Raw genomic sequence first — 15,366 nt, forward strand, 5'->3', positions numbered from 1 at the left:
CTCAATGCCTACCCTGGCAGTCTTTTCTTGGGACAATAAATTTACGCCAATATGACGTATGACAGCTATATTTTCATAAATAAGAACCGAATTTAGGACAACAAGATGTTGAAGTTTATTAATTTTTTGTCAGAAGAAAATGTTCTGAATCTCCATCATAATTTAACCAAAGTTTAATTATACAAGAGAAGATATTGATAAAAATAGCAATCATAAAAAGCAAATTTTTAACATTTATCAAGCAATTATTTTTATTAGTAAATATTCTACACAACTCAGGCTAGATAAGCAAGAGAGCTACGCCACTACTACCGAATCACTACCCGACAAAACTTGAAACTGTGACTAATAGCCACTGTTTAATTCTAGGGATTACCTGAAAAAAATACTTTCCAACCAGCAGTAGCGATCGCACTTGCCAAAAGAATAATTAATGTCCAAACCTGATTTTTTTGGGTTCCTTCCACTGATTTTAGGCGATTATCGATGCCCTCAACCTTTTCAGTTAACTTTGCCTGTCCCACCTCTAGCTTATTTAATCGTTCGTCGAGTTTGTCAAATTTTTGGTTAAAATCTTTTTGGAGACTTTCAAATTTTTGGTTAAAATCTTTTTGGAGACTTTCAAATTTTTGGTTAAAATCTTTTTGGAGACTTTCAAATTTTTGGTCAACATCTTTTTGGAAACTGTCAAATTTTTGGTTAACATCTTTTTGGAGATTGTCAATTTTCCCCTCAATCCTTGTCAAAACAGCTTCTAGGGAATAGGTAACGGTTTCGTTAGACATAGTATCAACTCCCATTAGATATATTTTCTCGGTCCGCTATCGGAGACTATTTTAAGACTAAACCAGTTCACCGCTTTCTTGCAAAGAGTGGAGACGTTGATAGATTCCCTGCTGATTTAATAATTGATCATGGCTACCGATCTCGACAATACGACCATTATCCAAGACGACAATTTGATCCGCTTCTCGAACGGTACTGAGACGGTGGGCGATAATAATTGTGGTGCGAGTGCCTAAAATGGATTTCATGGCTAGTTGAATGGCTCTTTCTGACTCATAATCTAAGCTAGAAGTGGCCTCATCAAAAACTAACACATCTGGATCGACAATTAAAGCTCTAGCAATTCCTAAACGCTGTCTTTGTCCCCCCGAAAGACGCACGCCCCTTTCCCCTACAATAGTGGAATAACCATTAGGTAATTCATGAATAAATTCATCGACACGGGCAATTTTACAGGCTTCTGCTACCTTCTCGAAGCTAATATTAGGATTACCGTAGGTGAGATTTTCTAACACCGTACCATTAAACACATCTACTTCTTGATGGACAATCGCTAACCGTCGCCGATACCAAGTCACATCTAAGCGACGAATATCCTCGCCATCCATCATAATTTGCCCTTGATTCGGTTCAAAATAGCGGAAAAGTAACTTAACTAAAGTGGATTTTCCTGAACCCGATTTTCCCACTAATGCCACGGTTTGATAGGGTTCAATCAGCAGATTAATATCCTTGAGAATGGTTCTTTCTGGACTATAGCCAAAGCTAAGATTACTTAATTCTACTTTCCCCGTAAAATGATAGGGATTATGTTGGGCATGATCGGCTAAAAGACTACCGGCATCAGTGCCACTGGGTAAGTTGATAAATTCGTTTAGACGTGCCATAGAAGCATAGCGACGGGCAAAAGTTTCTGCCATTTGGGATAGGGGATCTAATTCCGCATAGGCCATACTAGCGAGGGTATAGGTGGTGATAAAATGCCCGATCGAGATTTTCTGTTGAACGGTGGCTAGGAGAGTAAAGAAAAATACTCCAAATAAACTAGCTTGGACGAGGGTTTTTTCCCAAGTAATTAAGTCCACATAACCCTTATGAATGCGATAGATAACGTAGGTAAATTCTCTCTCTAAACGCTGTTTCTGACGATATAACTCCTGTCCTTCTGTGGCAAAAGCTTTGACAGTTTTGATATTAGTAATAATCTCAGAATTGCGACTTTGGGTATTTTCGATATGCCGATCAAGAATTCTTTCTTTTTGCATTAAATCTTTTAAATCTCTCACAATAAAAGCTAGAATTAATACAAAAGAAATAACAAAAGCGAGGGCGATCTGCCATTGAATTACCCAAATAACAATAAAGATACCCAAAACTCTAAACAATTTTGGGATCATCATTCCCGCCACTTCGGGATAAGTCCAAGTATGACTTTCTATCCCTTTGGCGATCCGGTTAGCGATGCGTCCCGGATTATTTTCATCGTAAAAAGATAGAGGTAAGGTGAGAATTTTGGCAATAATTTTTTTGAGATGATCTCGTCGCGCTCTTAAGGATATTTCCCAGTGAAACCATGCACCCAGCCAAGGCTGAATTGGTGCTTTAATTACTGTAGTTAGGAAAATTAAGCCTAATAATACCGCCAAACTAACCCACTTTTCTGAGGCAAAGGGAGTTAAAATCATGGTGCGATCGACCAAAGATTGTACGAATCCATCTAAAGGTTGATCGGAAAGAACATTAAGAATCTGTCCGACAGCGTAGGGAACCATCAGATCGATAATTTCAAAGACACTGGAGGCAGCAATGCTCAAAAAGGCGGCTTTTTGATAATTGCGATAGTAACTGAGAATATCGCGTAAGGAAGCCATAACATCAAGTAAATTGCCAATTTTTAACTTCTATCTGATAACTGCTAACTGAAAAGACTAAAGGCACTTTTGGGATTGTTTTTCTGGAGTTACCATTATACTACAATACTACAAAAATCTGCCGACCTAGAAATTTATAGGACAAAAGCCTTGTCATAGTCTTGTATTCTCAATCAGCTATTAGTCAGGAGACGATGCTAGATCAGCTTATATTTCATCCTTGGCAGAAGCACCAGAGATCAATTTATCTAAAATTTTGACGAATATTATCACAAAAATTAATAAATTTCTGAAAGGTTTTTAAGTGTTCGGTTTTATCGATACGCTGTATTATAAAGCTTTTTTTCGGTACTTCTTCCTTCAACTAAAAAATAAATATTCATCGATTAACTAATTCCTTGAGGAAATTCTTCTAAGACATTGATAAGATCAATAAAGGCTTTTTGTCGAGTTTTAGAAATATGAAAATCAGCCGCATTGTGTACCTGAATTACTCCTCCTTTACGAGTGACTATTTTCCAATAGCCAGGACTGATATTATTAATTATATAGGGATGATGACTGGTAATAATAAACTGTAAATCTCGATAATTAACTAATAAATCTTCTGTTAAAGTGTCCAAACAGTTAACCCCCAAACTATTTTCAAATTCATCGATTAATATAACACTGCCATCAGGAGATAATTCGATCGTTGCTAAGAACATCAGGCTTTTTATCATTCCAGAGGAGATATTTGGTTCTACAATCCAGACATGAGAGTTTTTTTCTTTTATTTGTATGCGAGGTAGCTCTTCAAGTAAACCAATTCTAGTTAATGAAACAAGCAGATCACCTAGTTCGGATGGCTCTAAAGATTCTATTTTTAAATCTTCAACTTGAGGGAAAATATCTAAAAACTTTCTCTTTATTATCTCGAACGTATCAGGATATTTTTTATAAGTGATAAGCAGTTTGTCGGAAATACGAAGTTGACTCGATTGTAATTCAGAGAGAGAGTTATATTCGGCATATTCGTAGTTTCTAAGGATTTTACCAAATGTTGAATATGAGATATTAAACTTAAGTGGATTGAAAACCATTTTGTTAAATTCCTGTCGAACAGGGAAAACATCTTCTTCTTGATTGAAAAGCTCTATACAGCTTAAATAAGATGGTAGTTTTGGTGTCTTTGAATGTTTAAACTCAATTACCTCTTGGTTTCTTTCGATCAAAACCTCTTGATCTTTTAAAAGAGTTTCCCTAATTATACTAACCTTATTTTCGCCGTCATTACTATTGACTTCATCTTCTTCAATCTTGATGAGAGAACGAGCTTTTCTAACCTCAAATTCACCCAACCAATGATAACGAACATGATCATTGGTTAAAAGTTCCACATCCCATTTCACCCCATTTATGGATGCACCGTTAGCGATTCTTTTTAAATTACTAATAGCCTTTAAAATCGAGGTTTTTCCTGCACCTGAGATACCAACTAATAAATTCAAATCTGGAAAAAATTTGCAAGAATCTATACTTAATCCAGAGGATAAATCTTGATAGGATAATCTCAAAAGTTTCATAATAATTCCCCACTGCTAAAACTAAAAAGGGTGAGTTAATTCTCACCCCAAGATTTTACTGAGGATCGAGTTTTAGGACTGCCATAAATGCCTCTTGCGGGACATCAACAGTTCCGATCGCTTTCATCCGTTTCTTCCCTTTTGCTTGCTTGTCTAACAGCTTTTTCTTGCGGCTAATATCACCACCATAACACTTAGCTAAGACATCCTTTCTTAAAGCAGGAATATGTTCACTAGCGATAATTTTAGAACCAATAGCTGCTTGAATGGGAACCTTAAATTGATGCCGGGGAATCAATTCTTTTAACTTTTCGGTTAACGCACGACCAACATAATAAGCTTTATCCCGGTGAACGATCATCGCTAAAGCATCAACGGGATCACCATTGACCATAATATCTAATTTAACTAGCTCATTTTCCCGATAGCCAATTAATTGATATTCCATACTAGCGTAACCGCGCGATCGAGATTTTAATTGATCAAAAAAGTCCGTCACCACTTCCGCTAAAGGTAACTCATAAATCAAAGCGGTGCGAGTTTTAGTAAAATAACGCATATCCTTGAAAACTCCCCGACGACTTTGACATAATTCCATCAAAGCGCCTACATAGGTTTCCGGAGTAATCATTTCCACTTGGATATAAGGTTCCTCAATTTTTTCCCGTTTTTGTGGGGAAGGTAACAAACTAGGATTATCCACTTCGACAATTTCCCCATCGGTGGTAGTGACCTGATAAACTACCGAGGGAGCAGTGGTAATTAAATCTAAGTTATATTCCCTTTCTAGTCTTTCCTGGACGATTTCCATGTGTAGCAGTCCCAAGAAACCGCAACGGAAACCAAAACCCATGGCGCTAGAAGTTTCCGGTTCGTAGGATAGAGCTGCATCGTTTAATTTTAACTTTTCCAGCGCATCTTTGAGATCGGCATACTGATCAGCATCGGTGGGGAATAATCCGCAGAAAACCATCGGTTTTGCTTCTGTATAACCGGGTAAAGGCTCTTGTGCTGGTTTAGCGGTTAGAGTAATCGTATCACCCACCCGGGCATCAGCAACAGTTTTAATCGCGGCTGCCAGATAACCCACTTCTCCCGCGTGAAGTTCATTTACCTGTACCTGTTGCGGTGATAAAATTCCCAATTCATCAATCACAAATTCTTTACCGGAAGCCATAAAACGAATTTTATCGCCCTTTTTCACCCGACCATCCATGACGCGGAAATAGACAATTACTCCTCGATAAGCGTCGTAATAACTATCAAAAATTAAAGCTCGGAATGGTTCTTCAAGGGTATCTTGGGGAGGGGGAACTAATTGGACGATCGACTCTAGAATATCATTAATACCGATCCCAGCCTTAGCCGAGGCCCGAATCGCCTCACTACAGTCTAAACCCACCACTTCCTCGATTTCCGCTGCGACCCGTTCCGGTTCGGCACTGGGTAGGTCGATTTTATTTAAAACTGGGATAATTTCGAGGTTATTTTCCAGTGCTAGGTAAACATTGGCTAAAGTTTGCGCCTCTACTCCTTGGGACGCATCCACAACTAATAAAGCTCCCTCGCACGCCGCTAGAGACCGAGAAACCTCGTAGGAAAAATCCACATGGCCGGGGGTATCAATCAGATTAAGAACGTATTTTTGACCATCCTTAGCGGTATAATCCATGCGTGCCGCTTGTAACTTGATGGTGATACCTCGTTCCCGTTCCAAGTCCATATTATCGAGAAATTGTTCTTTCATCTCCCGTTGGGCTACGGTTCCCGTAATTTGCAGGAGGCGATCGGCGAGAGTTGATTTACCATGATCGATATGAGCGATGATGGAAAAATTGCGAATGCGAGAAACGGGAACGTCAGTCATCGTGGTTCACTGTTGGCAAAAGTCAGGGGTTTATAAAATTTTAGATTCCTTAATTCATTGTAGAGGTAAAGTCTCTAAGGCTGGAGCAAAAGCGAAAAGTAAAAGGTAAAAAAAGCTAAACTGCAAGTATAGTCAGGGTTTTGGCCTTAGCTTTCCCTCTCGGCATCCACAGGAAACTATGGTAGGCTTGATTATGGTGACAAAATCAGGGAAAGGGCAATGGCTCAGGAAAAGCTCTATGATTTGTCCAAATCGGATTACTATAGATAGGGCTGGCTGAATAAATCTAAAAACCTTGTTGGATAAGGCTTTTAGACTTTTTTCCCTCAAAAAGTGCCTATGGAGTGATCGGCGGCAAAATCCCTGGACTTTTTCCCTGAAAATTAGGTAACTGACTACTTCAAAATCGGTAAAACCCCACACCCTACACCCTACACCCCACACCCTGCCACCACGAAAAACTTTTTTCAGCAGATCCTCGATAAACTCTTGGATGAGAATCCTCGACTGACGGGTAGAATGATAGATAGCAATCATTAATAGAGCTTATGAACGACAATGCTACACCGACTCAGCGCACGGCGGAGAAAGTTGAAATCGCTATTCACCTTGACTCGGAAGTTTTAGACCAGATTAAACACCTGACTAACGATCCTAGTCGCATTATCGAAACAGCGATTAAACAGTGGCTAAGAGGAGAGAAACAACCGGATGAGGACTTAACCCGTCATCTTCGACGCAATCCCCCCGTACCACCCAAAGGGGAATGGAATGACTAAGATTTTTCAGTCTCTAATAGGTTATTTCCCGACGGAGAGACTGAAATATTTTCTTAGGTCAACCATTGATGGTAATTGAGATTTTTTCCCCAACTAAGCTGGTCATACTAGATTCGTTGAGTATAGGCTACATATCAGGACAGGCAAAAGGGGGAATAAATAATCAGTCTTTAATAACTGGATTTAGTATCATTTTGCTTGGGTACTGACAGGAGGAACAAAACTGATGCAGATAGAAATTGAAGGCCTCGATGCTATCAAAGTTGCTCAGGACATCCTAGATATGGAAGGGGTGCAAGGCAGCTACGAAGTTATCTCCGAAGTGCAGAAAGAGGGAACCCTTGCCACCATCGCCACCATCATCGGCATTATTAGCGGAACAATCGCCATCGCTGAGAAATTTTACCAATTAAAGCGAAAAATTGACTCTCCTGAAACCCCGAAAATCGAACGAGTGTTAATTGTCAGCAAAAACGGCGATCGCCTGCTGCTCAAAGATGCTACCCTAGAGCAACTACAAAAACTCTTGGAACAAGAAAAATCATGAAGATACTGCATATTGATCTTAAGGAGAGCGGTAGCAATAGGGTTGAGTTCCGATTTTTCTGGGATAACCCCAACCAGATTGATTTCTACACAAGATCCTTGAGTGAAATAGACAACCTCAGTAAAAAGGCCGACACCGATTACTATACCCGTTTACCGGAAGACCACGCCAAAACAGGACAAGGTTTATACCGATGGTTAGATGGTACGGAGCGCATCCTCCAGAACGAATTAGATAGCCACCGGGGAGAGAAAATAGTTCTAGCTATCAGCACCAGCAAAGGATTAGTCCATCTACCCTGGGAATTATTACACGATGGTCAGGGTTTTCTGGTGTCTAAGTATCCCGCTATTGTTCCCCTGCGGTGGATGAAAACCGGTAATGAAAGGCTGTTAACTGTGGACAACAACCCGCAGGATCGAGCCTTAAATGTAGTTTTCATGGCAAGTTCTGCTAAGGGTGTAACGCCTATACTAGACTTTGAGGCAGAAGAAGGGAAGATACTCAAAGCAACTAGAGGAAAACCCCTATCTTTAACCGTTGAAGAGAGCGGATGTATTAAAGAATTAGGCGAATTGATAGCCAGTAAAGATAGGGAATATTTCGATGTTATCCACTTGAGCGGACACGCCACCATCAAGGATCAGAAACCCTATTTTATTACCGAGACGGAATACGGAGATAGGCAAGATACCAGCGCCGAAGATATTGCCAGAGAATTACAGTTTAATTTACCCAAGCTTTTGTTTTTATCAGGGTGTCGGACAGGCTACTCCGATGGTGATGAGATCCTTTCGATGGCCGAGAAGTTATTAGAAAATGGGGCTAAAGCTGTTTTGGGGTGGGGTCAACCCGTCAGGGATAACGAAGCTGCTGACACGGCGGCCATCCTCTACGAAAAGCTTTCCCAAGGCTTTACTTTAAGCGAGTCGTTAGCTTTTGCCTATCAGAAGTTATTGGAAAATCAGGCGAGGGATTGGCATTGTTTACGCCTCTATGTGAGGGGAAGTATCCCAGAAGCTTTGGTAAGGAGAGGACAGAAAAAACCTTTACCTCCCGTATCCGTTGTTGACCAATTTGTGGACCCAGAAACGAAATATTTGCGGGTAGCCACACGGGAAACTTTTATCGGTCGCCGCCGTGATCTTCAGGATTGCTTGCAAGTGCTGAAAAAACCCTTTAATTCTAAAGCAATTCATAAGGCCGGGGTTTTCCTGCAAGGTTTTGGTGGTAACGGGAAAAGTACCCTCGCTGCTCGTCTGTGCGATCGCCTTCCAGACTATACTAAGCTTGTCTGGTGGCAACAAATTAATCAAACTAGCTTAGTTGATACCCTAGCTGATAAACTCGATAGCGAACAGCATCGCGAGACCTTAAGGAATCCTAACGAAGAACTTAAATACCGATTAAGGTATATTTTTAGGCTGTTAAACCAGTCCCCCCTTTTGCTCATCCTCGATGATTTCGAGTGGAACTTAGAATGCCCTTCATCCAGCGATGACTATATCCTTAAAGCAGGGGTAGCCCCCCTATTACAAGCTCTCGTTTGGGCGATACAGGAAACCAATTACTATCATCGCCTGATTATTACCTCGCGCTATACCTTCAAATCCCCTCTATTAGAGGAATTTTATCATCTGGAGTCTTTGCCTTCTTTCAAATACAAAGAATCCGATTTAGAAAAGAAACTGCGGCGGTTAGAGCATTTTAGTTCAGGTAAGATTGATGAAAGCTATATAGAAAGAGCCTTAAACCTTGCTGATGGCAACCCCCGTCTGTTGGAATGGCTCAATAATGAGGTTTTAAGTTCAGGGGATATAGATGCTAAATTGCAGTCATTTGAGAATGGATCTGATGTTACTTGGCGCGATAAGATAGTCTGGCGGTTAGAAGAAGAACCTCAACTTTTGACGGATGAAGCTCTTGAAAAAGTGGTCAGTAATTGCCTAATCTATGAAATTCCTGTCCCTTTTGCTGCTTTAGAAGCGGTTTGTCAATCGGTTCCCAACTATCAGAAAAAATTACAACAAGCACAAGATAAAGGTTTGATCGAGGTAATCCACAATGACGACAGAGAAACCCTCTACCGCGCCTCTCACATCAAACATATTAACCCCCATATCGAGCTTCCCAAAGATGCAAGTAAGCTTTCTGATTTAGAGAAAACGGCAGCCAAGGTTTTAACCGAACTTTGGGGGAATGAAGAGAACAACAATGAGGAAAGATGGGCAGAGATTTTTCGTCTCGTCTTTGCAGAGACAGAAAACCCTGAAAGGTTCAGGGAACAATTCGATAAGATGATCTCAGTGCAATACAACGGAGAGGCTGATCGCGCCTACGAAAAAGAACTGAGAAAACAAAGGGAATATCTTACAGAAAACCAAGGGCAAATCTACCAAAAATTAGAGGAGTACCTAGAGCAACAGGATTGGAAAAAAGCCGACTACGAAACTGCTTTCATTATGTATCAGTGGATGGTTATAGAAAATTATGGTGACTTTTATGTGCTTTATACAATGGTATCCTTAGACATAATCGATGAGATTGACCGTCTCTGGATGGACTACAGCGAAGAGAAATTTGGTATCAAGGGACAGGCGAAAATTTACCGTGACCTTGTTGGTGGGACAGGAGAATATAACGATGAAATATGGGATCGTTTTGGCGATCTCGTAGGTTGGAAACAAGGAGAACGATGGTTTAATTTGGACAATATGGAAGTAGCATATCGTACTCCAGAAACCCATTATAATCACTTCCCCGTACTAATGTACTGCCGAGGAGATTTGGGTGGTTGGGACATTTGGAGTCAGGTTTACTGGGGTTTTTATGGGAGGCTGGCTTATCCTGGGAGGAATCTGGGTATTGGATCTCTTCTCTCGCGTCAAGACTTAAAGGACTGTAGCATATAGGGTTACAAGATTTTGTGAACAATTATTAACGAGTAATTTTCCACGAAGCCATGCGGGTTGTGGGTTTTCGATACCTGTCACCGAGGGGTCAGCCGCCGCCCCGATGTTTTTGTAGTATGGTTCCTACTAGAAAGTTATGGGTGAGAAAATCTTTGTGTTCTTTGTGCCTTTGTGGTTCTTTCTTGCGCTTTTTGGTAATCTTCACTGCTGCCATTAATTTACTCCCCCAATGGTCTTGGATTATCGTTAATCTTGTGGATTTTCAATGTTTCGGGCAGCATGAAGTACCGCAATAACATCGATTTGCTCAGGCTTGATATAATAAATTATGCGATAAGAACCCTCGATAACTTCTCGGATCTGCTCAGTTTCAAACTCCGGAACAAGACGACCCGAAAAGGGAAAATTAGCAATCTGTTCTGAGCGTCTGGTCAATCTTTCCACCAGTCTTTGAGCATATTGAGGGGAGTTTTGTGATATGTAGTTGTAGATGGCTGATAAATGATTAACGGCGGTTTCTGTCCAGAAAACTTTCATGACTCTAGCTTGAACTTAGTGCGTACTTCTGCCACAGAAATAACCTTTTCCGCCTCACTATCGGCTAATCCTGCTTCAATTGCCTGTCTCACATAAATCTCATACATCAAATCATCCCATGTAGAATTATCCGGCAATTTATCGATTAAATTTCTGGCTTTTTGTTTAATGTTTTTTATTTCCATGATGGTTTCCAAAATGACTCCTGACAGTTTACATTATAGCAAGATAGGCTCCTAGAGATGGTGTATTCTAAAACCACCGCTAACGCTCAGAATATCCAAAAAGGCTTTTCCCTCTCGATGTCCTCAACGAAACCTCAACCCGTGATTGGTGTTAGTTGGTGGATAAATGCTGTATATTTACTCTCGTCGCCGCTTAATTCACACGCAGCAGCGCAGAAACTTGCTCAACATTCATTGCTGTATGTAACAATACAGGAGGAGTTTATCTCAGGAGTTCCACGGTGATTAGAGAGCTAGACCGTATTACTGTTAATCCACAAATATGTCTTGGACAGCCAATGATTCGAGGAATGCGTATCACTGTAGGATTTGTTTTGAAACTGTTGGCTAGTCAGTTATCTATTCAGGAAATCTTAGAGGCTTATCCAGAGTTGGAGGAGGAAGATATTCGTCAGGCTCTTAATTATGCAGCTTGGGCTGTATCCGATTATATCGTTAGCTTCACTTCAGCAGCCGTAACGCACCGCTAACTTTAATGATGGTGGGTGATATAATTTAAAATTCTGAGGTAAATCATGCAACTAAAACTAACAAAAATATTCCAGAAAGTTCCCGAAGGCTATATTGGTTTTGTCGAAGAATTGCCAGGAGCTAATACTCAAGGAGAGACTCTAGAAGAAACTAGAAGCAATTTAGAAGAAGCAATTGAGCTAGTTTTAGAAGCTAATCGTATATTAGCTGAAGAGCAACTGCAAGGACAAGAAGTGATTCGAGAGTCTGTTACTTTCTGGGCTGCATGAAACGCATAAACTTAATTCGTCATTTAGAAACTTATGGCTGTGAATTCTTAAGAGAGGGCGGCAATCATACGATTTATGTAAATCGTGTCAATCAGAAATCTTCAGCCATTCCGCGCCATCGTGAAATCAATGAATTCTTGACGCGAAAAATTTGTCGAGATTTACAAATACCAGAACCATGAGTGCGACTCCTGTTAAGCTGCTGTAGAGTGTAGGGTGCGTGTTTGCGGCTACTAATTTGGATAATAAAATAAAACTAACAATCCGCCGTAACGCACCAATTCTATTACTACTAATTAAACATAATCAATTACATTTAATTTACCTGTGTATCATCCCCTGTAAAATTTCTGGCAATTTATCGATTAAATTTCTGGCTTTTTGTTTAATGTTTTTTATTTCCATAATGGTTTACAAAATGACTCCTGACAGTTTACATTATCAACTATTCATTATTAACTAAAAAGGCGATCGCAAAATTACGCCTTCTTAAAAAAGAGATTAAACACCTTCAGCAAAACCCAAAGGTTGAAACTGAGCATCATTGATAATTTTAACCGTTTCCCCCGATTGCTTAATCACAAACAAACCGCGCCGATAGGCATAGACATCTATCCCCTGATCAATTTCAATGCCTGCCACTGCCCCATAAACCCGAAACTCTCGAAATTGGGGGAAAGCAACCTTAAATCGCTGTAATCGGCTGACAAAATCATCTACATCATCCCTCGACAGTCGAGATTTACATTCCACAGCCACCAACTCGCTCCCATTCACCGCCACAATATCAATCTCCATTGCCGCCCCAGGACGCTTACTTTTCAAGCGACTCATCGTTTGGGTGACATCAATGCCCCATTTCTGAAATAAACCCACGACCGCAGGCTCTACCATTTCTTCTATAAAAAGACACAAAGGAGTTGTTAAGCTATTGACCGCTTTGGTCGTTTCTTGTACCTGTTTTTTTAATTCTTCCATCGTGCGATTAGCTTCCTCTCTGCGGCGATCGGCTTCGGCACTGCGGCGATCGGCTTCGGCACTGCGGCGATCAGCTTCCTTTTGAAACTCGGCAAATTGGGCCTCAGTTCTTTCAAATAACTTGTAAATATCGGCGATCGTTACAGCGTCTGACATAGGAAGATTCTTCAAGCTTGAGGAGTCTAGTCCCATTCTAGCGACTTGGCCCAGAAAAAATGTCCCTAGCTTCTCATCCGTGTTTTTTCAATCAATTATTGACTATCAACTAATCAGCGATCGCAGTTCAAGGGGAAGGGGTCAAAGGTCAAAAGGCGATCGCGGTCAATGGATAATAGGCAATTGACAATGGATAATTATCAACCATAGCTCCTGCGGCCATGGGCTACTATTTTAATCATCAGGAAGAAATCAACCTGGAAATCACCCAAGAATGGGATCAGGTACAAATTAGCATAACGCGAATAGCTAAATCACCTTTTTACAACGGGAGGAAAGAAGTGACTTTTTCCCCGCCCTTCCCCCGAATGCACCCCGTAACTGATATAAGTAGAGATGTAGGTCTATAACCAAAATTGCCGCATCAGTTCGGTTAGGTGACTGTTTTTCGCTTGTCTAGGAGGGTAGATATGCTCAACGAATTAATTTATGAAGGATTAGGTTTAAGTGCTGTTTTCGGAGGACTATTCCTCTGGTCGCGCTCTGGTCTCGTCAGCAAAAATACCGCCCTTTTAGCCGCACAAGCGCAATTACAGCAAAGTAACTCAGATTTGTTGGTTCAAGTCAAGGGTTTAGACGTGGCGCAATCAGATTTAAAAGACGAAAATCAGCAGCTGCACGCCAAAATCATTCACATAGAACAACATTCCGCCCAATTACAGCACAAAGCTACGGATTTAGAAAATTCTCTCCAGTCCCTCCAGCAAGCTGTCCAGATAGGTGAGAGTGAAATCGAACAACTGAAAACCACCGCTAAGGACATAGAAGCGGAGAAAGCTGGTTTGATGGAGCAGTTAGAGGCAGAAAAAGCCCAAATTACTAGCCTAGAAGCACAGATTCAAACTTTAGAGCAGCAAAAAGGCGAAATTAACCGTCAATTTGATTTGACCAAAAAACAGACCACCTCTCTCTATAGTCAAATTCAGACCCTAGAACAGGATAAAACTCTCTTACAGCAAGATATAGAAAAAGCCGAGGAATTAAGGGCGAAAGTGGCCGATTTAGAGCATAAAAACCAAGAATTAAGCGATTTAGCCGCTCAAATTCCCAGCTTGCAAGGTCAAATTCAAACCCTAGAACAGAATCTGGCTCACCAAACAGAACAGTATGAGCGAGGACAGCAAGAAATAGCCAGCTTACAGGATCAAATTACTGGGTTAGAGCAGCAAAAAAAGTCTCTCAGCGAAGATTTAGCCGCAAGTCAAACTCGATCGCTCTCTTTAGGGCAAGAATGCGACAATTTAACTATAAAACTGCAAGAAACCGTCGCTCAAGTGACCGCCATAACCGCCGAAAAGGACAGTCTCGGCGCTCATCTCGAAGCAGCTAAACTGGAGTTACAAGCTTTAGAAGTCCAGAAAGGGGAATTATCGGCAGAATTAACCACTGCTGCTGAAAAAATTGCTCATTTAGAAGGGCAATTACAGGGATTAACCCAGTTACCCCAACAATTGGCTGATTCTCAGGCAAAAATTGCTGATTTAGAAGGGCAATTACAGGGATTAAACCAGTTACCCCAACAGTTAGAAACCTATCGGGAAAATATTGCTAATTTAGAGATTCAACTACACCAATTAAGTGCCGAAAAAGACCAATTGGAAGCCACAACTTCCCGTCATATCGAGGAATTAAGCCAACAAAATCGCCAACTAACTGAAGGTTTAGAAGCCCAAAAAATGGCGGCTAAAGCTTTAGAAAAGGAAAAAATTAAGTTTGAGGGCGAGTTAGCAACTAAGCAAGCAGAAATCGCCGCTTTAGAGGTTAAAATTCAAAACCTACAGCAAGAAAGAGACTATTTCTCTCGACAAACTGCTCCCATTATTACTAATGAACCAGAAGCAATTATTAGTGAAACTCCAGTAGTAGCAGAACCAGAAACCCCCCCGGTGATGGCCGATGAAACCCCTGTGGTAGAAGAACCAGAAACCCCCCCGGTGATGGCCAAGGAAACTCCGGTAGTAGCAGCAGAAAAAATCCCGGTTGCCGATACAAGTTTAGAAGTGCAACCCGCAGCAAAGATAGTGCAAACGAGTCAAGAATCCGCCGAAAATCCCCTAAGGGGAAAAAGCGTAGTTATACTAGGAACCTTCAGCAAAATCAGTCGCGAGAAAGCGAAATCATTGATTATTAATGTCGGTGGTACTGTTACCGGTTCCCCCAGTGCGAACACTGATTATATTCTCCTCGGTAAAGCTCCCGGTGAGAAACTCAAAAAGGCTCAAAAATTAGGCATTAAAACCCTTTCAGAAGCCCAATTTCTGCAAATGGTAGAATTACTTTAGCCGTCGGTTGTCAGGAGATAGGGTGATAGGGTTTTGGGGTG

15 protein-coding genes are annotated in these 15,366 nt (G+C 40.9%); 7 read left to right on the top strand and 8 right to left on the bottom strand.

Going from position 1 to position 15,366, the window contains the following annotated elements; genetic code table 11:
- Positions 1–365: 365 nt before the first annotated feature.
- From IM507_RS01340 to lepA, 4 genes are all read right to left on the bottom strand, one after another.
- Positions 366–785, bottom strand: coding sequence for a hypothetical protein (locus tag IM507_RS01340; RefSeq protein ID WP_002734645.1), 420 nt, complete (start codon positions 783–785; stop codon positions 366–368).
- Between the two features lie 57 nt (positions 786–842).
- Positions 843–2,657: an ABC transporter ATP-binding protein gene (locus IM507_RS01345; RefSeq protein ID WP_002733975.1), complete on the bottom strand. Its 1,815-nt coding sequence runs from the start codon at positions 2,655–2,657 to the stop codon at positions 843–845.
- Positions 2,658–3,043: 386 nt separating this feature from the next.
- A complete protein-coding gene (locus IM507_RS01350; protein ID WP_069474508.1) occupies positions 3,044–4,222 on the bottom strand; it encodes an AAA family ATPase in 1,179 nt (392 codons plus the stop codon).
- A gap of 55 nt (positions 4,223–4,277) precedes the next feature.
- A complete protein-coding gene (gene lepA / locus IM507_RS01355; RefSeq protein ID WP_002762209.1) occupies positions 4,278–6,089 on the bottom strand; it encodes a translation elongation factor 4 in 1,812 nt (603 codons plus the stop codon).
- Positions 6,090–6,637: 548 nt separating this feature from the next.
- On the opposite strand from lepA, the gene IM507_RS01365 reads away from it, so the two are divergent.
- The 3 genes from IM507_RS01365 to IM507_RS01375 all read left to right on the top strand — a co-directional run bounded on the left by IM507_RS01365 (position 6,638) and on the right by IM507_RS01375 (position 10,327).
- The gene (locus IM507_RS01365; RefSeq protein ID WP_002732463.1) at positions 6,638–6,868 is read left to right on the top strand and encodes a type II toxin-antitoxin system CcdA family antitoxin; all 231 of its coding nucleotides are present in this window, start codon (positions 6,638–6,640) and stop codon (positions 6,866–6,868) included.
- Between the two features lie 226 nt (positions 6,869–7,094).
- The gene (locus IM507_RS01370) at positions 7,095–7,415 is read left to right on the top strand and encodes a hypothetical protein (protein WP_123230169.1); all 321 of its coding nucleotides are present in this window, start codon (positions 7,095–7,097) and stop codon (positions 7,413–7,415) included.
- On the top strand, positions 7,412–10,327 hold the full coding sequence (locus tag IM507_RS01375) for a CHAT domain-containing protein (protein ID WP_287636376.1): 2,916 nt from the start codon (positions 7,412–7,414) through the stop codon (positions 10,325–10,327). Before IM507_RS01370 ends, IM507_RS01375 begins: the two co-directional genes overlap by 4 nt.
- A gap of 88 nt (positions 10,328–10,415) precedes the next feature.
- On the opposite strand, the gene IM507_RS01380 is transcribed toward IM507_RS01375, so the two are convergent.
- Genes IM507_RS01380 through IM507_RS01390 form a run of 3 tightly spaced genes read right to left on the bottom strand, consistent with a single transcriptional unit; the run spans position 10,416 to position 11,049 of the window.
- A complete protein-coding gene (locus IM507_RS01380) occupies positions 10,416–10,541 on the bottom strand; it encodes a hypothetical protein (RefSeq protein WP_274517681.1) in 126 nt (41 codons plus the stop codon).
- A gap of 32 nt (positions 10,542–10,573) precedes the next feature.
- Positions 10,574–10,864 carry a type II toxin-antitoxin system RelE/ParE family toxin gene (locus IM507_RS01385; protein ID WP_002734305.1) on the bottom strand — a complete coding sequence of 97 codons (291 nt, stop codon included), beginning with the start codon at positions 10,862–10,864 and terminating at the stop codon, positions 10,574–10,576.
- On the bottom strand, positions 10,861–11,049 hold the full coding sequence (locus tag IM507_RS01390; RefSeq protein ID WP_069474714.1) for a hypothetical protein: 189 nt from the start codon (positions 11,047–11,049) through the stop codon (positions 10,861–10,863). Before IM507_RS01390 ends, IM507_RS01385 begins: the two co-directional genes overlap by 4 nt.
- A 281-nt stretch (positions 11,050–11,330) precedes the next feature.
- Here IM507_RS01390 and IM507_RS01395 point away from each other — a divergent pair, with 281 nt between their 5' ends.
- Genes IM507_RS01395 through IM507_RS01405 form a run of 3 tightly spaced genes read left to right on the top strand, consistent with a single transcriptional unit; the run spans position 11,331 to position 12,031 of the window.
- Entirely contained in the window at positions 11,331–11,579 is a 249-nt protein-coding gene (locus tag IM507_RS01395) for a DUF433 domain-containing protein (protein ID WP_052276594.1), read from the top strand.
- 45 nt (positions 11,580–11,624) lie between these two features.
- Positions 11,625–11,849, top strand: coding sequence for a type II toxin-antitoxin system HicB family antitoxin (locus tag IM507_RS01400; protein ID WP_002734968.1), 225 nt, complete (start codon positions 11,625–11,627; stop codon positions 11,847–11,849).
- Entirely contained in the window at positions 11,846–12,031 is a 186-nt protein-coding gene (locus IM507_RS01405; protein ID WP_069474716.1) for a type II toxin-antitoxin system HicA family toxin, read from the top strand. Before IM507_RS01400 ends, IM507_RS01405 begins: the two co-directional genes overlap by 4 nt.
- 319 nt (positions 12,032–12,350) lie before the next feature.
- Here IM507_RS01405 and IM507_RS01410 read toward each other — a convergent pair whose 3' ends face one another.
- Entirely contained in the window at positions 12,351–12,983 is a 633-nt protein-coding gene (locus IM507_RS01410; RefSeq protein WP_069474718.1) for a DUF3782 domain-containing protein, read from the bottom strand.
- A 470-nt stretch (positions 12,984–13,453) separates the two neighbouring features.
- On the opposite strand from IM507_RS01410, the gene IM507_RS01415 reads away from it, so the two are divergent.
- Complete coding sequence (locus IM507_RS01415; protein WP_287636377.1) at positions 13,454–15,325, top strand: BRCT domain-containing protein; 1,872 nt, start codon at positions 13,454–13,456, stop codon at positions 15,323–15,325.
- The last annotated feature ends 41 nt before the right edge of the window (positions 15,326–15,366 follow it).

Source organism: Microcystis sp. M20BS1, from assembly GCF_020245305.1.
Lineage (GTDB): Bacteria > Cyanobacteriota > Cyanobacteriia > Cyanobacteriales > Microcystaceae > Microcystis > Microcystis ichthyoblabe_A.